Raw genomic sequence first — 22,655 nt, forward strand, 5'->3', positions numbered from 1 at the left:
GGGGGCTGAGTGAACATCGCTGTCGGGTAAACGGGCGGTGTTTCAGAGGTGGTGATGTAAAAACTCACTCAGTTCAGAGCGGGTGGGTGCGCCGTCAGAGCCCGGGCGGCTGACCACAATGGCCGCCACCGCATTACCGGTCCGTACGGCATCCGTGAGCGGTTGTCCGCAGGCCAGTCCGGCGAGAACACCGGCACAGTGGCTGTCTCCGGCGGCAATGGTATCGGCTACCGGCACTTTGTACGCCGGGATTCTGACCGGCTGTTGTCCCGGCTGGCACACCACAGCGCCTTCTTTATCAAAGCGGGCGATCAGCGGCAGGCCGTAGCTGTCGGCAAACGCCTGTGCATCGTCTGTCTGTATCTCAGACTGTTTTCCGCCCTGCGGATTGAGCTGTGCCAGCTCATCACGGTTGACGGTCAGCAGCGGCTTTTTCGCCAGCAGCTTTTCAATAAAGTCCGGATCAATGTCCCGCAGACGCGGACCGAAATCCGCAAACAGGGTTTTATCCGCACTCTGTGCCAGCAGCCAGTTGCGCAGCGGCGCGCTTTCCGGACTGACCAGTTCGTAACCGGAGACATAAATCAGGGCATTGTCCGGTACCGGAATTTGTGCGAGCAGCGCGTCACTCCAGTGCTGCTCACAGCCTTCGATGGTGATGAATGTGCGTTCTTTGCTTTCCTCCACCAGCGCCAGACACCAGCCGTTATCGTGCGTCGGATGGCGCAGCAGAACCGGCAGATTTTCCTTTTCCATCGCGGCGGTGACCTGTTTTCCCCAACTGCCGTTTCCGGCGGGAATGCCATTGACCGGTGTAATACCGAGACGGCTCAGCGCGCGGGCGACATTAAAGGCGCAGCCGCCGATCTGCTGCCCGAGCGGCAGGGCGCTGATATCATCCCCGCTGTGCGGCAGTGCATTCACTTCCAGCATCACATCGCCGAAAGCCGCGCCGATAACCACGACCGGGCGCTGTGGTGTCAGTAATGTTACATCCATCAGTTCCGTTTAACTCCGTACCGGTTTTATCATCAGTGTCAGGCGGTACGCCGCCATGCTCACCAGGAAGGAGACAAACAGCCCCAGACTGGAATTCTCAAACACACCGGTGGCAAACGGTCCGTTAATAAAGCCGGTGTTGGTGACCAGCAGCCCGGCAACCGAGCCGCCGAGCCAGCACAGGAAGGTCGGCCAGATAACCCCGGTGTCGCCGTAGAGCGAAACTTCGTCGTAACCGGCGGTTTTGTGTTTGCAGTAGTAATCGGTGATAAAAATCGCCGCCCAGGATGCGAGGAACAATCCGCAGAACACCAGGAATGAAATAAACGGCCCGAGGAAATCACCGGAAACAAACAGAACATAAATCGCGATCGCCAGCACAATCACGCCATCAAGAGCAACGGCGGTGCGCTGTTTGAGTTTGATGCCCATGCTCAGCAGGTTGAGACTGGCGGAATAGAGGCTGAGGACGGCGATAGTGACAATCCCTGCCACCGCAGCGGCCAGATACGGCACCGCCATCCAGGACGGCAGCAGACCGCCGATTGCGGCAATCGGGTTCTCTTCCGCTGCCAGATCAGGCAGTTGCGCGGTCAGCAGAATACCGGTCAGGATCAGAAGTAACAGCGGCAGTGCGGCCCCGCCGACCACTGAGCCGAAAATACGGCTGTGGGATGAGGACGGGCTCTGGTCACGGCTGTAATCTGCCCCGGCAATCGCCCAGCTGATCCCGGTTCCGGCGGCGATAATGGACACCGCAGGCAGGAAACCGGTGATCCAGTTACCGGAAGGACGGCTGATCAGCGCCTGCCAGTCTGCGGTCGCAAGCAGCCAGAGGACGACAAACAGGGTCATCGCCCCGAAAATACGCGTGATCCATTTCTGCATCAGCAAAACGGTGTTCTGCCCGAGAATACTGACCAGCACCGTCAGTCCGCCGAACAGTATCAGCGCGATAGCGGTCATCAGGTGTCCGCTGCCCAGCCCGATGGCGGTGAACAGCGCCGCCAGGGTCAGGGTGCCGGTGATGATATTCACCGCTTCCCAGCCCATCAGGTTAAACCAGCAGAAAGCCGTCGGCGCGATATTACCGCTTTTGCCGAAGCTGGCGCGGGAAAGGGTGAGGGTGGTGGTCCGGCCGATTTTACCGGCGATACTGGTGATCCCCACTAAAATAAAGGAGGCGACACCAACCACTGCCGCTAAAACCGACTGAAAGAAGGACAGCCCGAACGACACAATAATCGCGCCGTAGACCACGCCGAGAATGCCGATATTAGCGGCACACCAGACAAAGAACAGTTCGGCGGGTTTTTTGGTCTGCCGGGAAGGCGGGATCAGGCCGATCCCCAGTTCTTCGATGGTCGGATCGGTTTTGTTCAACGCTGAAGGTACAGATTGCTGACTCATGACATCATCCTGTTCGTCGCGGCATACTCCTGTCTGAACTGTGCCAGACGGCGGGCATACGGCGTAAAATCGATATTATTTGTATGATTTATCAATGCGATACTGTCAGCATCAAAACTGTCAATGCCGTGAATTGCGCCGCAGATGGCCGTCGCCATGGCACCGATGGTGTCCGTGTCGCCGCCGAGATTTGCAGCCAGTACCGCACAGCGTACGGGATTGGTGTTGGCTAAATCCGCGAGTGCAATTGCACACGGGATAGACTCAATATTATCCATACCGGCGCCGACTATCTCATAGAGATCGGTCAGTGCCTGCTCTTCGTCCGTGCGCCCGCGGACCACATTGAGGGCGTACATAATCCTCCGTCCCAGCAATGGGCTGAAGGTGGACTCAAACCGGCGCTGAACAGTGTCAGCCAGCGGTATGACAGCCTGTTTTATCGCAGACCAGTCAGTGCCCTCAACAGCCAGACTAACGGCCCGCGCAATCACAACAGCACCGGCAATGGCGATATCGGATTTGTGGGTCGGCAGACAGGAGAGCCTGACCTGCTCAATAAAACGATCTGTATTATATGATGGCATCAGGCAACCGACGGGCGCGACACGCATCGCGGAACCGTTGGTCACACCATTTGCCTCTATTTTATCTAAAGGTATTCCCTGGTGTATGGCATTCAGCGCAGCTTTTGATGTCGGCCCCAGAATATTTTTTTCAAACGCGTTTATCCGGGTGGCCCACGCCATTATGTGACGGGCGATCGTCTGCGGGACGACAGCACCGTGCTCCTCAATAATGGCATCCATCAGGGCAACACACTGACTGGTGTCATCGGTAAATTCCCCGGCAACAAACTCGTTGGCGGCAATATTCTCCTCAGGCCCCGGCAGGAAAGTATCAATCCAGCCGAAGTGCTGACGGACCCGGCTCTTCGGCCAGAGTTCCGACGGCATGCCCATGGCGTCCCCGGTTGCCTGCCCGTAAAGACAACCGAGAATACGTTTTTCTGTCACATTTAACGGGACTGCTGCTGATTGTGTCATTTATTATTATCTGAACTGGTGTTGAATGAATTAAGAACAACAAATCATATTATTGGTATAAAACTGCTGTGGAGCCTTTGTCTTTATAGAGTATATAATAGACGACAAATAAGTCCAGTTGTAGTCCAGTTGGATTGATTTTAATCAGTATGTGATAGCGGACACAAAAGTTGCTACACTGTTTTCAGCCGTTATCCGCAGCATGACAGGAACCTATTTGTGGAACATGATTTTCTCACTTTTTTACAGCACAGGCTTGATCAGCAATCAACTGTTCCGTTATATCTTCAGCTAAAACAAGGGATTGAAGAAGCCATCACACAAAAGCAGCTGACGCACGGTTGTGTTCTGCCGTCTGAACGCCGTTTGTCGCAGTCGCTGGGGGTATCCCGCGTTACGGTGGTGAAGGCACTGGACTTACTGCTGAAACAGGGCCTGGTGGTGAAACATCACGGCAAAGGCACGCAGATTAATCTGCCGGTGCAGTACAACCTGTCCGGCGGCGGTTTTTCCGCGCAGGCCGCCGGCAGCGGCAAGGTGTCCAACCGCTGGCTTATTCGTCAGCTGGACTCTGTGCCGGACTCACTGGCCCCGGAACTGGAATTATCCGCAGGTGATACGATGGCGGTGATCAAACGTGTCCGGCTGGTGGATGATATTCCGGTCTCGCTGGAAACCATGTTTATCCCGGAGGCGTTTCTGCCGCGTCCTGATCTGCTGGACGGTTCTCTGTATGCGCACTGGCTGGCGCAGGGAATTGAGCCGGATGTGCAGGAATATGCTCTCTCTATCTGTCACCCGACCGCGGAGGAGGCAAAACTGCTTTCTATTCCGCCGACAGCCTCACTGATGAAAATTATCCTCAGAAGCCGCGACAAGCTGGGCAGGGTGCTGGAGTACGGTACGGCTATCTGCCGCAGTGATTTTTATCATTTCCACTTTACGGTAAAAGCCTGAAAGCAAAAAAGCACTGTAAAAACAGTGCTTTTGTTTATATTACGTTGCTGTTTATCAGGCCATCGCAGTGATGGTTTTATTCAGAAACGCATTGGCGAGGGTGTCTGCGGTGAGGGTTTCATTGGTGTTCGCCGCCAGATCCCACAGGCCGACCTGGCCGTCACGGTTGAGCGTCACGATGTAACGGCAGCCGGATTTCAGCGCATTGCTGTGCTGACGCTTCAGTTTGGCACTGGTGAAATCATTGAGGATTTTATATTGCGGCAACTGATGGCGCAGTGTGTTAGCCAGTAACAGCGCTTCCACATTCTGTGCCGGATCTTCATAAGTCACCACAATATCCGGCTGATTCACAATATCTTTATCCAGGCCGAGAGTCTGGATCAGCAGTAACAGCCGTTCGATCCCGATAGCAAACCCGGAAGCCGGTAACTGTTTGCCGCTGAACAATTCAACCAGACCATCGTAACGGCCACCGCCGCAGACTGTCCCCTGTGAACCCAGCTCTTCCGTGATCCACTCAAATACGGTACGGGTGTAGTAATCCAGTCCGCGGACCAGACGCGGGTTGACCACATAAGCAATATTTTCACTGTCCAGCAGACGGCGCAGATCATCAAAGTGCTGCTGTGATTCCTCACCGAGGAAGTCCAGCAGGCGCGGTGCTGCTTCAATCATCTCCTGCATATCCGGGTTTTTGCTGTCCAGGATACGCAGCGGGTTGGTTTCCAGACGGCGCAGGCTGTCCTCATCCAGCAGCGCTTTGTGCTGCATAAAGTAATTCACCAGCTGCTGACGGTGCTCTGAGCGCTCTTCCGGTGTCCCGAGGGAGTTAATCTCAAGGCGGACGTGTTTATCCACGCCGAGCGCCTTAAAGATATCTTTCACCATAAAGATAAGCTCTGCATCCACATCCGCCCCCGGCATGCCGAAGGTTTCCACCCCGAACTGAGTGAACTGACGCAGACGGCCTTTCTGCGGACGCTCATAACGGAACATCGGGCCCTGATACCACAGGCGCTGCGTGGTGTTGTAGCACATGTTGTTCTCAATCACGGTCCGGACGCAACCACTGGTACCTTCCGGGCGCAGGGTGATGTGCTCGCCGCTTTTATCGAGGAAGTTATACATCTCTTTTGAGACGATATCGGTGGATTCACCGACCGCGCGCTCAAACAGGGCAACCGGTTCCAGAATCGGCAGCCTGACCTCCTGATAGCCGTAGCGGGAAGTGATATTCCGGATCCGGTTTTCCAGCCACTGCCAGACCGGTGTTTCTTCCGGAAGCACACTTCTCATCCCTCTGATTGACTGAATCTTTTCCATTTTTAGTCCTCTATATACAGTTTCTCTGTGAGAAATTCCGGCTGTCATCATTGTCAGCCGATAACGCCATCTCAGCGGTCTGCTCAGCGCAGATCCCCGGGATGTACGACAGGGCGAGCCCGGGACGGGGATCAGTAGTGTTTTTTTCGCGGCGCATAATAAAAAACAGATACAGCGGAATGGTAAACATCTGCAGCACCATGCCCCAGAACAGCGGTTTGGTGCCGGCGCCTGTCAGCGCGACCATAATGAATCCCAGACCAATCAGGCTCAGAGTGGCGTAAATAATAAAGGTGCGCCCGTACTGCATTTTTTTTGCGATCATGGCGATCGGCAGGGAAATCACAGCAAACGCATACGGGATCAGACTGGCGGACACCGCAAGAATAATGATGTTGCGGAACTGCTGTTCCAGGCTTGGTGAGATGGTGAGCAGCAGCACGGCGCTCATCATCCCGGCGGTACAAATCAGCCCTTTATACGGCACGCCGTGGCGGTTCACATCAGCAAAAAAACGCGGGAATGTGCCTTCTTCCGCCGCAGAGCGGGGAACTTCAGTCTGTAAAATCTGCCAGCCCGGTAATGCACCGAAGCAGGCAATAATCGCGAGCGCAGAGATAATCTGTCCCGCATGTTCGCCCCACAGATAACGGGCGGTATCAGCAAACGGTGCGGTGGAGTTAACAAGCTGTTCGTGGGGCAGGATCCCCATCATGACATTGGTGGAACTGAGATAGCAGGCGGCAGCAATAACCAGCCCGATAATGGTTGCCAGCGGAATATTGCGGTGCGGATTAGTCACCTGGGCGGATGAAACCGACGCGGATTCAATTCCCAGATAGCCCCACAGCGAAATCGCGGCGGCGGCAAAAATAGCATCTGTGTTACTGGTCTGAGTAACATTAAAACTGGTGATATAACGTGTGTAATCAAAACTGGTCCAGCCGAAAATACTGATGCTCAGAATAACGGTGAGCATACAAAGGCCGGTAAAAATCTGCGCATAGCCGACGACTTTTGCGCCCTGCAAACCCAGCAGAACGAAAGCCCAGAGAATAATAATTGCGGTAATAGCGGCGTAAAGCGGAGTGTGAAGCTGCGGAAAGAAATAAGAGAGATAACCGACACCGGAGATCAGTAAGGCACAGTTGCCTATCCAGGTCGAAAGCCAGTAAAAAAGTGATGTCTGTAACCCGATATACTGCCCGAATGTCCGTCCGATATTGGCAATCACACCGCCTTTACAGGGGGAGATTTCACCGGTCTTGGCGAACACCAGCGCCAGTGCCAGTACGCCGCAGAAGGTCAGCAGTCCGCCCCACAGCGCGATGGAACCGATATGCGCGAGGGAGGAGGGTAACATAAACACGCCGCTTCCCATCATATTGGAAGCCGTCATAATGATCAGGGCTGTCAGGCCCATGCGGTGGGTGGATTTACCATTGGGAACCATACCATTTTGTCCTCACAGAAATACTCCAGCTGCGGATGAGGGAGCAAAAAATCTCACGATCAGAGAACTGAGCCGTGTTTTTTGGTCTTTTTTCTTGCATCATCCTGTGTCGCTGTATAGGTTAGAGAGCGTTGCCGGCAGGATTGGCGTCTGCGCCGGCAACGAACCGTAAGGGGGCAGTGGATAATTACCACTGCCTTTTTTTATGCCGCGTGTAAGTTAAAATCCGCGATAACGTCGTCGATCAGTTTGTCGATCTGCGCGGTATCCAGATGGTGCGCGGTGGTGATCAGGTGAGCCACGTCGCCGGACGTTGCCAGGCAATGTTCTCTCCAGACGCGTTCTGACGGGCAAGGGAACACAACAGTGATGGAGTTTTTGTTGCGCCATGCATTGATACCGGCTTTCTGCATACGGTCAACAGCGTACTGAGCCATATCCAGACTGCGGGTGATGCGGCGTTTCCATTCCTCAGTTGAATGTGAACGGATAGCTTCCCACAGCATCAGTGGTGTGTGACCGTTACGTGAACCGGTGATGGTTTTGTCGTGTGCGGAGATGTAGTCGATTTCAACAGAAATACGATCCACGTTTTCTTTCTTCGCAACAACGATACCGCAAGGGATTGGCGAACCAATCATTTTATGGCCGGAAACACCGATTGAGTCGATACCGTCAGCAAACGTGAATGGCTGTGCATCATCAACGAATGGCAGGATCATGCCGCTCAGTGCCGCATCAGCGTGCAGGTAGTAATCTTCACGTTTGATACCGGCTGCTTTCAGGCGTTTCTGGATTTCAGCGATATCATCAATAGCACCGCGGACAGTGGTACCGATGTTAGCGAAAATGATCGGATGCGCTTCTTTATCGTCAGCGATTTTTTTCATCAGATCGTCATAGTCGATTTCGCCGTTTGGCAGAGATTCAACAACCTGAGATTTGATACGCAGTAATTTAACGATTTTCGCAACGGAATAGTGAGTATCTTTTGAATAGTACAGGGTACCGTCAGGGAAGATTTCACGGCCCAGGTAGCAACCGAACATGTTACCTTCAGTACCGCCGTTGGTCACATAACCCCAGCTTTGTTCAAACGGAATTTTGAACAGGTCTGCGAAATACTCCATCACTTCTTTCTCGAAATCGAAAGAGTTCAGCAGGTAGTTGCAATATTCGCCCCAGTCACCGCAGTTGTTGATGGAGAAACGTAAGAAACGTTCCAGGTTGGTGTAATCGAAATCCGCTGATTCAGGATAGCCGATGTTGAAATACTGGTTTTTTACGCAATAAGCCCAGAATGCATCAAGTTTGTTTTGATCATTGATAGACAGAGTCATACTTAATTACCTCTTGTTTTTCAAAAGTTAAGACTGTGAAGCGGAGCTGATCACGCTTTGTTTTGTTCGTCGTTGATGTACAGAATCTCGTTGCCTTTTTTCGCACGGCCGGCGGCCACGAAGCTGAACAGCGGGATAGTGATTGACATCATGACCAGACCCCAGAACATAGAATCAGAACCGGAACCTAACAGGGCAAAGACACAGTAGATAATGCCGATAACCACCAGGACGTTATAGAAAATGAAGGTGCTGCCGCGGTTCATTTTTTTGGAAACCATGATGATTGGCAGAGAAATCAGTGCATACATGTATGGCAGCAGAGATGCGAAGACAGACATCAGAATGACGATTTCGAACTGTTTGGCCAGGTTTGGTGATGCGGTCATTAACAGCACCAGGCTCATCAGCACACCGGTGAAAATCAGGCTTTTCATCGGAACGTCATTTTTGTTCACATCGGAGAAGAATTTAGGGAACAGACCCTGGTTTGCACCGGCACGCGGACCTTCAGACTGCAGGATTAACCAGCCGGAGATAGAACCGAAGCAGGCGATGATACTCAGGATAGAGGCAACAGTACCGGCAGTTTCACCGAACATGTAACGGGCAGCATCCGCAAACGGCGCAGCAGAGTTAACCAGTTCTTCGTGCGGAACCAGACCCATGATAACGGTGCAGCTGCCGACGTAGCAGACTGACGCAATCAGCAGACCATAAACGGTTGCACGCGGTACAGTGTATTCCGGTTTGTCCACCTGGCCGCTGGAAACCACAGCAGATTCAACACCCAGGAAGCCCCACAGCGCGATAGATGCCGCAGTGATAATGGCAGTGGTATCGCTTTTACCGGTACCGTTATAAACCTGAGTAAACATCTGCGGATCGAACCAGAACCAGCCGATGACACCGACACCCAGAACAACAACCAGCATGCAGCTTGCAGTGAATGACTGCGCACGACCGGCGACACGGGCACCGAAACTGGCTAATACCACGAAGCCCCACAGAATCGCGATAGCAACGACGCTGCCGATAGCAGGGTTTTTCAGTTCAGGGAAGAAGTAGCTGAGGTAACCGACACCGGCAACCAGCAGCGCGACGTTACCGACCCAGGCACTGATCCAGTAACAGACAGTGGTCTGGAAACCGATAAACGGACCGAAAGCATCGCTGGCGTAAGCCACGATACCGCCGTTACGCGGTGTGATAAGACTGGTTTTGGCGAAAACTAAGGCTAATGCGATAACACCAATGATTGTAAATAACCATCCCCATAAGGAGATGTAACCGACGCCCGCGAGGTTAGTCGGCAGCATGAACACACCGGAACCCATCATATTTGATGCGGTTACCAGGGTCAGCGCGACCACCCCCATTTTATGGGCGGAACTGGCACTCATGTTTCCCATAATGCTTTTCCTGTAATGATTGTTTAATTGGAAAGGTGCACCCGATGACAATTACCGAGATACGGGAAACTTAATTTTTAAATGTCGTTCTAAATTTGATATCGATCAAAAAAAACAGCGCTTCTATAACAGTTTCAGCTGAAAATGAATATTTTATGTGCCGTTTTGCAGTAAGTGACTCTGTCCCCCTTTTTTGACGTGAATAATCGGACTTCTTGTGTGGTTATTATTTTACTTTTGTCATATGTTAATTAACAAAGCAGGTAAGTAAAAAATAAATATACTTTTTTCAATACGATAAAAAAGAATGGCATTCAAAAATAAAAACGGGTTTTATGATATGAGTTAAAATAATAAAACCGGTTTTATATTATATTACTCATTAGATAAATTTATTATTTTTAGCGATTGGAGCGCTGACCTATGCCAAGAAGAGAGCGCCTTTATTTCCCGGGATTACCACAGCTGATTAAACTTAACGGACACAATCATGAAAAACTCTTTCAGGAAGAGAATGATTACGCCCGCTTCCTGACCTGTGTGGACAGGTCTTTAGAATCATACAATTGCGAGCTTCATGCCTATTCACTTCAGGCAGATACGGTATTGTTGCTGCTGACACCAAAATCAAAAGAAGATTTAAGCCGCTTTATACAGCACATCGGACGCCAGTATGTTCCTTACTACAATAATAAATATCAGCGTACCGGGGCATTATGGGACCGGCGTTATAACAGCTGCCTTATTGAAGCAAACTCCTATTTTCTTTTAGTCTCTCAATATGTTGATACATTCACATCCGACCAGTCGGAATATAATGATAAACATAACTTAAATTATTCAAGTTACGGTCATAACACCGGGGAATGCACTATTCCGAGAATGACTGAACATCAGTGTTATTTGCAATTAGGTAAAACACCGGAAGAGCGCGGGATCCATTATCAGCATTTTTTATATACCACTATCAGCCAGTCTGTTATTGAGCGTATTCAAATCTGTCTGAATCAGAATTGCGTGCTGGGCACCAATCAGTATTGCCAGAAACTGGAATTTGAAGTAAACCGGACAGTACGCCCGCATCAGAGCGGACGGCCGCGCAAACATTACAGTAATGATGTGGCGGACTGGATCTGGCTGGAAAACCGCGCCTCTAAGCTGCTGGCACGCTACTGTTATCAGGAGATCCGCTTTCCGGTGCTGGAATACTGGGATGACCATATGAAGAATGCCGCGGCATTCGCGGATGATAACCATAACGGTCCCAAACTCAACTGCAGCCATCCGGCACTGCTGCGCGGTGAGGGGACGATGGGTTGTCTGCGGGTGATCGCACAGCATCAGCGTTTACAGTCAAAAAGCAAATTATGGTATATCGGTGCGATGTTCCGGAATGTGGCCGGGCAGAAACAGGATTTTGAACAATATCACCAGATCGGTGTGGAAGCATTCGGCTACGATAATATTGATATCGAGCTGGAACATATTTTAATGCAGTATGATTTTTTCAGTTCATTACACCTTACGCCGTACATTGAATTAAAAATAAATACCGCCGGCAGCGAAGAAGAATTCAGCCGGTTTCGTCAGGCACTGAGAGAGTATTATCAGCCGTTTCTGCAATTCTTTGAGGAGCCGTGGCTGGTTAAACTGAAAGAGAAACCGGAGCAGTTATTATCCATACCGCACAAGCTGCTGGATATCGTTAATAAAAAAGCGCCCCGGCTCAGTGAGTTTCTCTCTGAGGCTTCCGCCGCCCGCTTCCGTCAGTTGCTCGAATCCCTCAACCGCCTGAAAATTCCGTACAGTGTGACGCCGGGACTGTATCCGGTGAATAATTACTGTCACACCCTGTTTGAATGGCGCACCACGCATCCTGACAGCCACGATGAGCTGTTATGCCGCGGCGGCCGTTATGATGCCAGTGCGTCGCATCTGCTGGATAAACAGGTGGCGGTCAGCGGTTTTGCGTTTATGCTCGACCCGATTATTTTCCTGATCCGCAAATGTCACAAGCAACTGCTGCGTCAGAATGCGACCGATGTGGTGCTGATCCCGGAAAACACCCGTGCCGCCGGGCATGCGCTGATGGTCGGCCGCCGTCTGCGGATACTGTTCCCGCATTTCACCATTAAAAATGACTGCTCGGGGATGCGGATCAGTACCTGCCGCAAGAATGCGGAGCGCAACGGCAGCCGTTTTATCATTGTGGTGCCGTCAGAGGATGACAAAGCGCTGGAGCTGACTGATAAAGACAACGGAATGATTCAGTTTGTGAATGAGAATGCCATGATCGGTGTGCTGGGACACAGCGTAAACTGCTGAGGGGAGAGGATCCGCAGATAATCAGCTTATCTGCGGATAACCTGTTACTGCTGGCTGAGGAGAGATTCCAGCGCGTTATAGAGTGCTGTTGCGCTCTTTTCATAACCCGGACCGGAGAGATGGACTTTGTCCGGCCGTGCCAGGTCACGCAGTACCCAGCTGTTGATTGCACAGTCGCCGCCCATGAACTGCTGCCAGTCCCAGTAGAGCAGACCTTCACTTTTCGCCACAGACTGCTGAATCCGCATGACATTGTGCAGATTGGCAGGCTGCTGTGAGCGGCAGTCAGGCGCGGTTTTGTTCTTGATACTGTCACCCGGGCCGACCAGCAGGATCACCGCATCCGGCATGTTGCTGCGGATACTGCGCACCACATTGGTCAGCTGCTGACGGTAGAGATCCAAATCCAGCGTGTCATTAAAGGCTTCATTGGTACCGTAAGCCAGGATCACCATTTCCGGATCGGTCTGTGCCAGGGTATTCACCCACTGCGGCTGCCATTTTCCCGTCATGGCAATTGTCGCGCCGTTGATACCGACAGACGAGAGCATCACGCCCGGATGGTTGCGGGTGATAAACCAGCCGCCGATATTCAGCGGGCTCTGCTCATTCGCGGTGATTTCTGCCGGGAAGGTTACCGGTACACTGTCAGAAAAACGCCACTCTGAGGACGGTGCCAGGTTCAGCGTGCCGCCTTTGCCGCCGCGTACCGTAACGGAGGCCGGGTAGCCGGTCTGGTACAGCACCTGCATATCATACTGATAAGAGGACGGATTGCGCTCTTTCATGGTCAGGGTGCTGTGTGAGGTCAGCGGCGAAATAACAAAACCGCCCAGCGGGAAGTTTGGTGCATCATCTTTCCGGCTGGTCAGGAATGACCACTGTTTTTTCGGCTCGGTGAAGACAAAGTTTGCCGTGCGCTGTCCGGCGATAATGCTCGGCGGCACAAAGCCGATCCCCGCGTTGCCGTAACGCGCCTGGAATTTGTCACGCAGCGTGCCGGAGAAAAAATCCGCTGCTGTATGGGAATCGCCAATCTGGACAATATGGACACGCGCGGACGGATCCCGCAGGCGGTGTGCCAGGCGGCTGAGGTTCGGATCGCCGTAGTTGGTCAGATCATTACGCGACACCGGCGGTGGTGTCTGCGGCTGTATCCACGGCTTATCCGCATCGTTCTGGCAGGAGAGCAGGGAGAGCGCTGCGGCAAACAGGGCTCCCGCACCGGCCAGTTTAAGGTGCCACGACGGGCGTTTTTGTTGTTTCATCATGTGTTTCTGTTTTTTCCTGCTGCGCCGGGGTTTCCTCCGGCGCAGCATTAAATTTAATCAGATCAAATACCGTGTCAGCGATGGCTTTCTGACCTTTGTAGGTAAAGTGAATACCGTCGCCGCTGCGCAGCTTGATAGTGCTGCTGCCGTCACCGGGGTAATCTGAATAGATCTTATCCTGATATTTGAAAATGGTATTCGCGGACAGCCAGATTTCACCGGCATTGTTAATTTCCGACTGATAGACCCCGCTCAGATAGTGTACACCATCTGACAGCTTGTCTTTGCGCATATTCGGTGGTCCTATCCATATGACGTCCACATCCTGTATCCGGGCCGTTAACAGAATATCCTGAATCCGTTTACGGTACTGCGCCTCCCACTCCGGAGACATAAAGCGCAGGTAGCGCCCGCCGCCTTCCGGCGGCATGTCCCACGGGTCATTCGGGCCGAGGAAAACCACCATCAGGCGGATATCCGGGTTGGCTGCCAGCGTGGTTTTGATAGTTTCCGGCCAGTTGAAAAACTTCGGATACGTCAGGCCGGTACTCTGTTTGCTGAGGTTGATACTTTCAATGCCGTAGGTTTTGGCCAGACGGGATTGTAACACAGGTGCAACGCCCTGCATGAGGGAATCGCCCACGAAGAAGACTTTATCACCGGCTTCCAGATCAATAATTGATTTTGGTGTTTTTTTCGTCAGAATGTGTTCCGCAACCTGCTCCGGGTTCAGTTTCAGCACAGAATTGCCGATCGCCGGACGCTCCCGGTTCAGCAGCTCAGGGAAGGTCACAGACAGTGCAGCGGCCGGATAACGGTAGCCGTTGATAAAATGCAGCCCGACCTGAAACTCCTCCGGAAACGCGGTATTGCCGGGAACAGCCTCTTCCGCTTCCTCAACGATATGATTGCCCTGTGCATAGGTCCACAGGGTCTCTCCGGCAGCCACCACGCCTTCCTGAAGGTAACCTCCCAGATCCCACGCGTAATGCCTCTCCAGCTTCGCCCACGGCGCAGGCTGGTGGTAGGTTTGTTCCCAGTAACGGGCCAGCGGGTTCTGGTTCAGCCAGACCAGTGCCACGGTTGCGGTCAGCACAATAAAGACGACCTTCAGTGCCCGCTCGAGATTTTCTGTAAAATCAAAAATTCGCATAGATAAAACCCGGCATTCCTGAAGGAGAGAAAATAAAGACCAGCGTCATAAAGAGCGCGAGCGGTAAAGGATACCAGATCCATGAGATCCGCTGGTAATAGTGTCCGGCGCGGTGATACAGGCTGACACACAGCGGATAGATAAACAGCAGCAGCCAGAAGGCGATAATCAGCGGCGCACTGGCTATCACTGAGGCAATAAAGCCGTCGGCGGTCAGTTGCGTCAGCATGGTGACAGCATCACTGAGCGTGGCGCTGCGGAAGAAAATCCAGGTCAGGCAGAGCACATGGAAGGTGAAAATCCGAGCGGTCCAGACCCCGGTTTTCTGCCACAGGGTTTCCGCAGGTTCTGTACGCGGCGGCAGCAGTTTGTGTTTGATATTCATCAGCACAATACCCAGGCCGTGCAGTGCACCCCAGATGATAAACGGCAGCCCGACACCGTGCCAGATCCCTGAAATCACCATCGCGATAAAGGCATTGAGGTTCATCCGCAGCCAGCCCTTGCGGTTACCGCCGAGCGGGATGTAAATATAATCGCGGATAAAGGTCGACAGACTGATGTGCCAGCGCGCCCAGAACTCTTTGAGGTTGGTGGCAAGATACGGCGCACTGAAGTTCAGCGGTACCCTGAAACCAAGCAGCATGGCAATCCCGGTCACCAGGTTGGTATAGCCGGAGAAGTTAAAATAGATATTCCAGGCATAGGCGTACACCGCCACCAGAATCTCACCGGCGCTGTAGTTGACCGGCGAACTGAAGACCGGGTTGGCAAAGTTTTCTGACAGATAAGCACTGAATAAAAACAGTTTCACCATCGCCAGGGTGATCAGCAGCAGGGCTTTTTTGTAATCAATAATTTCCCGCGAGGCCGCCTGTACCTGCGGCATAAAGGCTTTGGCGCGGTTTATCGGGCCGGCGACAATGCTCGGGAAGAAGCAGAGATAGAGCACCACATCCAAAAAGGGGGCTTTTTCAATCTCTTTGCGGCAGACCGACACCACATAGCTGACAGAATGGAACGCGTAGAAGGATAACCCCAGCGGCGCCAGCACGGAAAGCACCGGCAGTTCAACCTCCACACCGGCCTGCAGCAGCGCGCTCTGCAGAGATTCCTGCATAAATCCGTAGTATTTGAATACCGTAAAACAGCCGATGATCCCCGCCGCCAGCAGGCTGTAAACTGCCCGTGCGGACAGACGGCTGCTCAGGACATTCGTCAGCAGATAAATAAACAGGGTATATCCGGCCAGCACATACGCGAAGCTTGCCCGGAATAAGAAGACAAACAGATAACTCGCCGTAATTAAAAGGATATTCTGTAAACGGGGCTTTTTTTGACAGAGCCAGTAAATCAGAAAAAAGGCAGTAAAGGAGGCAAGAAATTCAAATGAAAAGAAATTCATATCAGGCTCTGTGCAGGCTTGTTGAAAATGTCATAATTAGCGTGCTGAGTATAATATAAGTTATCAACCACGATTCAATAAGAATGATGAGAAGCCATAAAAAAACCCGCGTAATACTCAGATTAACGCGGGTTTTCGGGTGTCTGTTGCAGTGAACAGAACGATTATGAGTTTTGGGCGACCTTCTGTGCCGATGTGATCAGTGTTTTGTTACTGTCATACATCTGGCGGAGGTAACGGTTATAGGCATCTCCCTTCTGCGAATAACCTTCCAGCTGACTGATAAGTTCCGGTGTGCTCAGTGAGTCATCATCACCCAGACGCTGTTTTGCCCTTTCTGAACGCAGTGAGTTATAAGCACGATGCGTATTCAGATTCTTCATGTAAGCAGTGACACTATCCTCAATAGTGCTGTACGCGTAGTAGCCCTGAACCTGTCCGGCTTTGGCACTACAGCCCCGTCCGCAACGCATACCAAAAAGGTTATTGTTGGACTGGGCCAGTTTTGATGTTCCCCAGCCTGACTCGGTTGCCGCCTGTGTGGCAACGAAGTGGGTGGGCAGGATATCGACACGGCTCAGCAGCGCGTTCCAGTTGGTGCGCTTAGGCGAGCTGCATGTCATATCATAGCTCCGGCAAAGCTTTCCGAGCTTTGCAATATCACTCTGTGACCAGTGTTTGGCATTCCGGCGTTCCAGTAACCAGGTGCGGTCATTCATGATTTCGCGATTCACTTTGTCAATCGCAGGGACAATGGCATTTAAAAACGCTTTCTTACGGGGTGTACCTGACGCGTATTTTTTCAAATCAGGCAGCGTCTTCTGTAACTGCTGCGTGTTTTGATGTGAATACGCCAAGCTTGTCGTGGTACTGGTTGAGGCAAAGCCCGAACCGGTAAAGAATAGTAAAATCAAGAAAGCGAAGACTGCATTTGTCCTCATCGAAAGAGAGGGCATTGCTTTTTCCTCGTTTTATTGTCTGAACAAAAATCGAACGAATACTAGCAAAATAGAAAAACCAAGGCCAGCCTTATTATCCATCGTTTAATATTAATCGGGTATGCTTTGGCAGGATAAAATTCTGTTTTCTGATTTTATGTATGTCTATTAGTAAGTTAAAACGGACATCAAACGGCTGCGGATTTTGGCAAAAATGGCGGAATTATCCGGAAAATTAATGTTTTTTACGCAGTGTCCTGCCCCGTTTTCACTTTTTTCTGCGGTTTTTACCGGCCATTTTTATCAGAATTTATGATTAGTAGTACTCGAAATTGAGGATTGCCGTGGTATTGATGCGGCCTGCACTGAGCCGGGCAGCATCATAGACATAGTAATACGCCCAGAGATTAAAGCCGTTATTTACTTCAATAAATTTGTCCTTTCCCCATTCAAACAGATAGGAATCCGCACGTGGCTGCCGTCCCGGCGGGTTGATCACCAGTGCACTGTTGTCATTGGTATCCGCATAACGGCCGATGCGGATCCCCACCCCCTGTGCCGCACCCGGGGAGGTATCAATGAGGGTTTTCATATCCCGCAGCCAGACCTGGTTGCTGGCCAGATAGGCTTTTACCGGACGGCTGGTGCGGCCGTTCAGGCGATCCCGGCAGGAGATATCCAGATGGAAACGTGTCATCCCGGCGGTTGTGTTACGCAGCAGCTGTGCTCTGTCCACCTGCGGCAGTTCGACTAATAAATCCGCATTATCAAAGGTACAGGTGGTTTCACGGGGCTGATAAATGACATCCAGCGGCTGCAGGAACAGATCCTCATTATGTTCCGGCCAGTGTCCGGTCAGCAGATAAGTGAGGATATCCAGCCCGAGGCGGACAAAGAACTGAAGGATGCCGACCCGGGTGGTATCCGCAGCGATCACCGCGCCGTCAAAGCGGTACTGGCTGCCGGGCACCGTCACATCACTGCGTGAGTTCTGCGGCATCACCCGTGCGCTGAGGGTGAAACGTGCCTGAAGGCGGTCCGCCGGGTACGGGTTTCTGCTGTAAGCGAATTTTTGGGTACTGCCGGGCTGGAGATCGATCACCCGGAACTCCACCGGATAGCGGCCGTTCTGAAAACCGACCACAATGGAACGTTTTTGCAGGTAAGAGGCGTTGGAGACGCTGCTGCTGTAGCCGTTACAGCTGAATTCCCCGCTGTAGCGGGTATTAAAATAGAGGGTGGTTTCTGTCTGACGGTAAAAGGTTTCCGACAGATCAGCTGTCAGCGGCGGCGCCTGTTTGTTGCCGTCGTTGTAGCACTCTGCCTGCGCATAACCGGTGATCAGCATCAGCAGACCGGCAAAAAAATGGGTTTTTCTGAGCATCGGTGATGTCTCCTTTATTCTGCACAGGGCAGAGGCGCACTCTGCGGATCCGGCGTGAGTGTGATGCGGCAGTAGCCGCTGTCCGTATCTGTCAGGCGGACATTGATCTGTTCCGGCCGCGTTTCGCTTCTTATATAAAGGAGGCTGTTCTGTCCGACATAGCCGATGCTGTTATTATTTCCGTCAGTGACTTCTGTACCGAACGGCAGCGGTCTGCCGTTCTGACGCACGGCATGCAGATAAAATTCCTGCCGGGTATCCGTTCTGAAGTTCACGAGTGTCACCGCCCCGGCGTAAGGCACGATATCCTGCACATTGCCCAGCAGTTCCGCAGCATCTTCCGGTGCCTGTGAGGCATCCAGGATCAGCGAGTTTTTGCGGTAAGCGGACAGATACGGCACCAGCACCTGACCCTGCGTGTTGGTGGTGACATTACGGTCATTGTTTACGATGGCATTGGCGGTGCCCGGTACATTCACCACAGCAAAGGTTTCCCCCGGCTGATTTGCGGTGAGAATACCACCGGACCAGGCCACCACACTGCCGGTGGCTCCGGCTCCCATCTGGCGGTAACGGCCGGATTCACTGTAAGAGGCGTTCAGTGTCGCCGGGGCCGCCCGGTAGGCAGCACTGGTGCTGAAGGTTGTACCGCCGGATTGCTGATGAGCGGCATTCACGTTATAACTCAGCGCGTTGCTCTGTCCGGCGGTACCGCTCAGGCCGATATTACTGCTCTGATAGCGGCCTTCTTCCGTCATGCTGTTTGCGGTCAGATACACCTTGTGGCCGGACAAGGTCAGCGGAACGGAGAGTGTCAGGTTAATCCGCGTCTCTTCATTATTATTACTGCCGGCCGGATTGTTACTGTCTTTGCTGTAACGGGTCCGGCCTGCGCTGAGGGTATAATTGATATCCTGCCAGTTATTGGCATAACCCAGCTGATATTCACGGGTGCTGCCCTGGCCGCCCCAGTAATCACGCAGTGTACCGGCGAGATAAACCGAACCGTAATCCGCACCGATCCGCTGGTTGATATTGATATTAAAGGTACTGCGCTGGCGGTAACTCTGTGACTGCGGGGAGAGATCGCCTGTAATGTCCTGCCGGTTAAGCAGTTCCTGATACTGCACCGCATCTGTCAGGCTGAAATAACCGCTGGTGGAATAACGGTAAGCCGCCAGTGAAAAATTGGTATTGGTCTGATGAATAAAGCGGCTGTAAGCCACTTTGTAGCTCTCACCCCGGTAACGCGGCATATCCTGACCGAAGCGGGCATCGGAGTGTGTGATATCCACGGATAATGCACCGATCGGCAGGTTAAACCCGCTGCCGAGCAGAAACGCCTGATAATTTTCCGCCGCAATCACGCCGCCGTAGCCGGTCAGCGTGTTATTAATGCCGTACTGAAGATTAAGCTGCGCAAAATCCGGATGATAAGCGGTATCTGTCAGACGGACTTCACCGGCATTCAGCTCATATTTAAAGAGTCCTTCCTTTAACATATTCGGCACAGCGGAGAAGGGCACCATAAAGCGGTTAATTTGCCCGTCCGCTTCATTCACTTCCACCTGCAGATCCCCGCCTGAGCCGGTCGGCAGCAGGGAATCGACCACAAACGGGCCGGGCGGCACGCTCTGCTGCCAGATAAGCTGTGAATCCTGATAGATTCTGACCAGTGCGTTGGTCTGTGCCACGCCGCGCACGACCGGGGAAAAGCCCTGCCAGGCATCGGGATACATGCGCATATCCGTTTTCAGGGTCGCGCCACGGAAACGGACAGAATCGAACAGTTCGTTGGAGGTGTAGCTGTCGCCGGCCCGGAAATCAGATTTGATTGCCGGAAAACCACGCTGCAGGTAACGGGTGTTGTTATTCCATTGCGTGCTTTGTCCGCTGCTGTAGGTCACTGAGGATTGATCCCGCAGCTGCCAGCCGGCCAGATTCAGACCACTGCTCAGGGTCAGATAAGCATTGTCGTTATCACTGCCGTCACGTTTATTGGTGGCGTGATAATAGTTAGCGTTATAACTGACCATCGCGGCATTAATGCCCTGATCCCACCGCGACGGGTCGACATATCCTTTAAGTACGGTATTCAGCATTGCCTGCGGCACATTCAGTGCCAGCTGAAACTGTCCGGTGTTCAGGGTATAACTCTCCGGCGGCACCAGACTGCTCAGCACGACATAGCCGTCTTCATCCGCCTGCGGCGGCGGTGTACTGTCACGAAGTCCCAGTTTCGGTACATCATCCTGCGGGATCAGAATCGTGTGTCCGCTCTGTTGCAGACGCAGCGGAAATCGTCCCTTCCATTCTCCGTTCACACTGATTTCAACGGTGTATTCACCGTCGGGCAGGGTATCGTCGCGATCAAAGCGGGACAAATCCGCTTTGGCGGAATCACCGTAAAGGAAGTTGGTATTAAACCCGGCCCCGGCTGCCGGTGTGCTGAGCAGCACCGGCAACAGTGAAACAAGGGCGGAAAAACGGCGGACAGGGCGCGGCATCAGGCGGCTGTTCAGTTCAGTGACAGCGGATAGGTATTGATGGCACCGAAATCGTCGATCAGTGTCAGCGAATAGTGATTTCCGGCCGGTAATCCGGCTGCGGCAGGCAGCGTAAACTGAGAATAAGGTGCAATCATCGTGCCTTCTTCCGCCAGATCACGGCTGTTCGCGGTCTCTTTCAGGCCGAGAATATTAATATGATACGGAGAATCATTTTTCAGAATATAGTGCTGGCCGTCACGGGTGAATGTCAGACGGGTGTGGACTTTATCCGCGCTCAGCGTCAGGCCGGAAGGGCGGTAAAACAGTTTGATGCGGGAGCGGATAGCAATCTGCATCATGTTTTTATCGGCACTGTTTTCCGGCAGCGGCGGAATATCCAGTAAATTCAGATAAAACAGGGACTCTCTGTCAGCCGGAAGCTGTACCGGGGTCATTTTCACCCGCAGCTGCTGACCATTTTTACCGTCGATTTTTACCACCGGCGGTGTCAGGATAAACGGAACATTCGCCGTTTCCGGCGTGGAATCGGGGTTGCCGTCATCAATCCATGCCTGGACTAATGCCTGCTGTGCTCCGGTGTTAAATAATTGTACCGGAACCTCTTTACTTCCCTGCGGATAAATAACACGGGTGGAATTAATAATAACGTTTGCCGGACTGACAAATGTCACTGTTAATAACAACAATGTTAAGATGATTTTTTTCATGATGTGTATTTTCAAAAATCAGGCCCCTGAATTAAAGAGGCCTGAAAATATCAGAAGTAAGACAGATTATATGTCAGCATGGTATTGATTTTACCCGGCTGAGCAGGTTCGCTGCCGACTTTGTAATATTTTGCATAGAACTGCATAACACCATTATCAGCAATGATTTTTGTATCGTATGGCGTGTTTAAATTAATAACTTCATCACTTTTCTGTGATGTTAACGCAATACCGACATTTTTATGATTACCTTTCTCATCCGTTTCCTGGTTGATCAGGTAATTACCGTTATTGGCAATAAGGTTGGTGGAGGCGAAATTAATATGCAGTGATTTTTTATCTTTATCACTGGCGTTACAGTCTGATAACTCGAGAGAAAATGCTTTCTTTCCTTCCTCGATTGCGCCGGAATGTGTGATCTGATTGACAGTAATTGGATCTAATAATACCGACATGTTCGCATTACCGTTATTAATGGTGCAGGTAGCATCAGTAATAAAGCCGGTGAAATTGATTGAACCACCGGATGCGGTAGTTGCCGCAGACGCAGAGTTAGCAACAAAAATAAGGGAAAGAGACGCTGCAAGAGCGAATTTTTTATTCATTATCCTCTCCGGGATGGAATATATAATAAATACGGAAACGAAATTAATTACGCTTTCCGTAAATTTATTTTTAGTCATAGTGATTTTTAGCCGATTCTGAAAAAACAAATCAGCAGGGTTTATTTAGTTAGTAGCATCAATAAGAAATAATTTCCCCAGTAATTTTTTATTACCGTTAACGGGAAAGAAGATTCTTATACATCAGAATGGAAGGCATAACTAAAACGAAACAGAGTATATAACCATGAAATGATTAATTGAAGTATTTTTCTGATTTACGAATTAAAAGGTGAGTTTTCTCTGTAATATCCGGATACAGATAGTTACTTATGGTTTTATATACTGCATTTTTATGTTATTGCGATGTTATGCATTGATTGTTGTTAATATTTTTAAATATTCATTTAATATATG

17 protein-coding genes are annotated in these 22,655 nt (G+C 51.5%); 2 read left to right on the top strand and 15 right to left on the bottom strand.

From position 1 onward, the window contains the following. Window positions 1-42: 42 nt before the first annotated feature. The 3 genes from GN208_RS12640 to GN208_RS12650 are packed head-to-tail and all read right to left on the bottom strand — an operon-like array spanning window position 43 to window position 3,425. The gene (locus GN208_RS12640) at window positions 43-999 is read right to left on the bottom strand and encodes a PfkB family carbohydrate kinase (protein ID WP_004234852.1); all 957 of its coding nucleotides are present in this window, start codon (window positions 997-999) and stop codon (window positions 43-45) included. Between the two features lie 9 nt (window positions 1,000-1,008). After that, on the bottom strand, window positions 1,009-2,409 hold the full coding sequence (locus GN208_RS12645) for a cytosine permease (protein ID WP_004234853.1): 1,401 nt from the start codon (window positions 2,407-2,409) through the stop codon (window positions 1,009-1,011). Then, window positions 2,406-3,425, bottom strand: coding sequence for an ADP-ribosylglycohydrolase family protein (locus tag GN208_RS12650; protein WP_112548151.1), 1,020 nt, complete (start codon window positions 3,423-3,425; stop codon window positions 2,406-2,408). Before GN208_RS12650 ends, GN208_RS12645 begins: the two co-directional genes overlap by 4 nt. A 249-nt stretch (window positions 3,426-3,674) precedes the next feature. Between GN208_RS12650 and GN208_RS12655 the strand changes: the two genes are divergently transcribed. After that, complete coding sequence (locus tag GN208_RS12655; RefSeq protein ID WP_004241238.1) at window positions 3,675-4,412, top strand: GntR family transcriptional regulator; 738 nt, start codon at window positions 3,675-3,677, stop codon at window positions 4,410-4,412. A gap of 54 nt (window positions 4,413-4,466) precedes the next feature. Here GN208_RS12655 and hisS read toward each other — a convergent pair whose 3' ends face one another. The 4 genes from hisS to hdcC all read right to left on the bottom strand — a co-directional run bounded on the left by hisS (window position 4,467) and on the right by hdcC (window position 9,943). After that, window positions 4,467-5,738, bottom strand: coding sequence for a histidine--tRNA ligase (gene hisS / locus GN208_RS12660; RefSeq protein WP_004241239.1), 1,272 nt, complete (start codon window positions 5,736-5,738; stop codon window positions 4,467-4,469). Window positions 5,739-5,748: 10 nt separating this feature from the next. Then, complete coding sequence (locus GN208_RS12665; protein ID WP_004241240.1) at window positions 5,749-7,191, bottom strand: amino acid permease; 1,443 nt, start codon at window positions 7,189-7,191, stop codon at window positions 5,749-5,751. A 203-nt stretch (window positions 7,192-7,394) separates the two neighbouring features. Then, on the bottom strand, window positions 7,395-8,531 hold the full coding sequence (locus GN208_RS12670; RefSeq protein WP_004234859.1) for a histidine decarboxylase: 1,137 nt from the start codon (window positions 8,529-8,531) through the stop codon (window positions 7,395-7,397). A gap of 50 nt (window positions 8,532-8,581) precedes the next feature. Further along, window positions 8,582-9,943, bottom strand: a complete 1,362-nt coding sequence (gene hdcC, locus GN208_RS12675; RefSeq protein WP_004241242.1) for a histidine-histamine antiporter — start codon at window positions 9,941-9,943, stop codon at window positions 8,582-8,584. A 423-nt stretch (window positions 9,944-10,366) separates the two neighbouring features. Here hdcC and GN208_RS12680 point away from each other — a divergent pair, with 423 nt between their 5' ends. Further along, entirely contained in the window at window positions 10,367-12,268 is a 1,902-nt protein-coding gene (locus tag GN208_RS12680; protein ID WP_243828419.1) for an ATP phosphoribosyltransferase regulatory subunit, read from the top strand. Window positions 12,269-12,312: 44 nt separating this feature from the next. On the opposite strand, the gene GN208_RS12685 is transcribed toward GN208_RS12680, so the two are convergent. The 8 genes from GN208_RS12685 to GN208_RS12720 form a co-directional block, all read right to left on the bottom strand. Then, the gene (locus tag GN208_RS12685) at window positions 12,313-13,539 is read right to left on the bottom strand and encodes an SGNH/GDSL hydrolase family protein (protein WP_225903323.1); all 1,227 of its coding nucleotides are present in this window, start codon (window positions 13,537-13,539) and stop codon (window positions 12,313-12,315) included. Next, the gene (locus GN208_RS12690) at window positions 13,502-14,692 is read right to left on the bottom strand and encodes an SGNH family hydrolase (protein WP_243828420.1); all 1,191 of its coding nucleotides are present in this window, start codon (window positions 14,690-14,692) and stop codon (window positions 13,502-13,504) included. Before GN208_RS12690 ends, GN208_RS12685 begins: the two co-directional genes overlap by 38 nt. Next, window positions 14,679-16,097: an MBOAT family O-acyltransferase gene (locus GN208_RS12695; protein WP_004234864.1), complete on the bottom strand. Its 1,419-nt coding sequence runs from the start codon at window positions 16,095-16,097 to the stop codon at window positions 14,679-14,681. Before GN208_RS12695 ends, GN208_RS12690 begins: the two co-directional genes overlap by 14 nt. A 164-nt stretch (window positions 16,098-16,261) precedes the next feature. Further along, the gene (locus GN208_RS12700) at window positions 16,262-17,053 is read right to left on the bottom strand and encodes a protein bax (RefSeq protein ID WP_015423011.1); all 792 of its coding nucleotides are present in this window, start codon (window positions 17,051-17,053) and stop codon (window positions 16,262-16,264) included. Between the two features lie 298 nt (window positions 17,054-17,351). Beyond that, complete coding sequence (locus GN208_RS12705; protein WP_004234867.1) at window positions 17,352-18,419, bottom strand: fimbrial protein; 1,068 nt, start codon at window positions 18,417-18,419, stop codon at window positions 17,352-17,354. Window positions 18,420-18,433: 14 nt separating this feature from the next. After that, the gene (locus tag GN208_RS12710) at window positions 18,434-20,926 is read right to left on the bottom strand and encodes a fimbria/pilus outer membrane usher protein (RefSeq protein ID WP_087769743.1); all 2,493 of its coding nucleotides are present in this window, start codon (window positions 20,924-20,926) and stop codon (window positions 18,434-18,436) included. An 11-nt stretch (window positions 20,927-20,937) separates the two neighbouring features. Next, on the bottom strand, window positions 20,938-21,651 hold the full coding sequence (locus GN208_RS12715) for a molecular chaperone (RefSeq protein WP_170950658.1): 714 nt from the start codon (window positions 21,649-21,651) through the stop codon (window positions 20,938-20,940). Between the two features lie 35 nt (window positions 21,652-21,686). Continuing rightward, the gene (locus tag GN208_RS12720; RefSeq protein WP_004241255.1) at window positions 21,687-22,241 is read right to left on the bottom strand and encodes a fimbrial protein; all 555 of its coding nucleotides are present in this window, start codon (window positions 22,239-22,241) and stop codon (window positions 21,687-21,689) included. Between the last annotated feature and the right edge of the window lie 414 nt (window positions 22,242-22,655).

Origin of the sequence: Morganella sp. HSTU-ASny43 (assembly GCF_022819185.1) — a bacterium.
Classification (GTDB): domain Bacteria; phylum Pseudomonadota; class Gammaproteobacteria; order Enterobacterales; family Enterobacteriaceae; genus Morganella; species Morganella morganii.

Excerpts from the sequence above, each read along its gene's own strand:
- GN208_RS12640 (WP_004234852.1), bottom strand. The coding sequence starts at position 999 with ATGGATGTAACATTACTGACACCACAGCGCCCGGTCGTGGTTATCGGC.
- GN208_RS12645 (WP_004234853.1), bottom strand. The coding sequence starts at position 2,409 with ATGAGTCAGCAATCTGTACCTTCAGCGTTGAACAAAACCGATCCGACC.
- hisS (WP_004241239.1), bottom strand. The coding sequence starts at position 5,738 with ATGGAAAAGATTCAGTCAATCAGAGGGATGAGAAGTGTGCTTCCGGAA.
- GN208_RS12665 (WP_004241240.1), bottom strand. The coding sequence starts at position 7,191 with ATGGTTCCCAATGGTAAATCCACCCACCGCATGGGCCTGACAGCCCTG.
- GN208_RS12670 (WP_004234859.1), bottom strand. The coding sequence starts at position 8,531 with ATGACTCTGTCTATCAATGATCAAAACAAACTTGATGCATTCTGGGCT.
- hdcC (WP_004241242.1), bottom strand. The coding sequence starts at position 9,943 with ATGGGAAACATGAGTGCCAGTTCCGCCCATAAAATGGGGGTGGTCGCG.
- GN208_RS12680 (WP_243828419.1), top strand. The coding sequence starts at position 10,367 with ATGCCAAGAAGAGAGCGCCTTTATTTCCCGGGATTACCACAGCTGATT.
- GN208_RS12685 (WP_225903323.1), bottom strand. The coding sequence starts at position 13,539 with ATGATGAAACAACAAAAACGCCCGTCGTGGCACCTTAAACTGGCCGGT.
- GN208_RS12690 (WP_243828420.1), bottom strand. The coding sequence starts at position 14,692 with ATGCGAATTTTTGATTTTACAGAAAATCTCGAGCGGGCACTGAAGGTC.
- GN208_RS12695 (WP_004234864.1), bottom strand. The coding sequence starts at position 16,097 with ATGAATTTCTTTTCATTTGAATTTCTTGCCTCCTTTACTGCCTTTTTT.
- GN208_RS12700 (WP_015423011.1), bottom strand. The coding sequence starts at position 17,053 with ATGCCCTCTCTTTCGATGAGGACAAATGCAGTCTTCGCTTTCTTGATT.
- GN208_RS12705 (WP_004234867.1), bottom strand. The coding sequence starts at position 18,419 with ATGCTCAGAAAAACCCATTTTTTTGCCGGTCTGCTGATGCTGATCACC.
- GN208_RS12710 (WP_087769743.1), bottom strand. The coding sequence starts at position 20,926 with ATGCCGCGCCCTGTCCGCCGTTTTTCCGCCCTTGTTTCACTGTTGCCG.
- GN208_RS12720 (WP_004241255.1), bottom strand. The coding sequence starts at position 22,241 with ATGAATAAAAAATTCGCTCTTGCAGCGTCTCTTTCCCTTATTTTTGTT.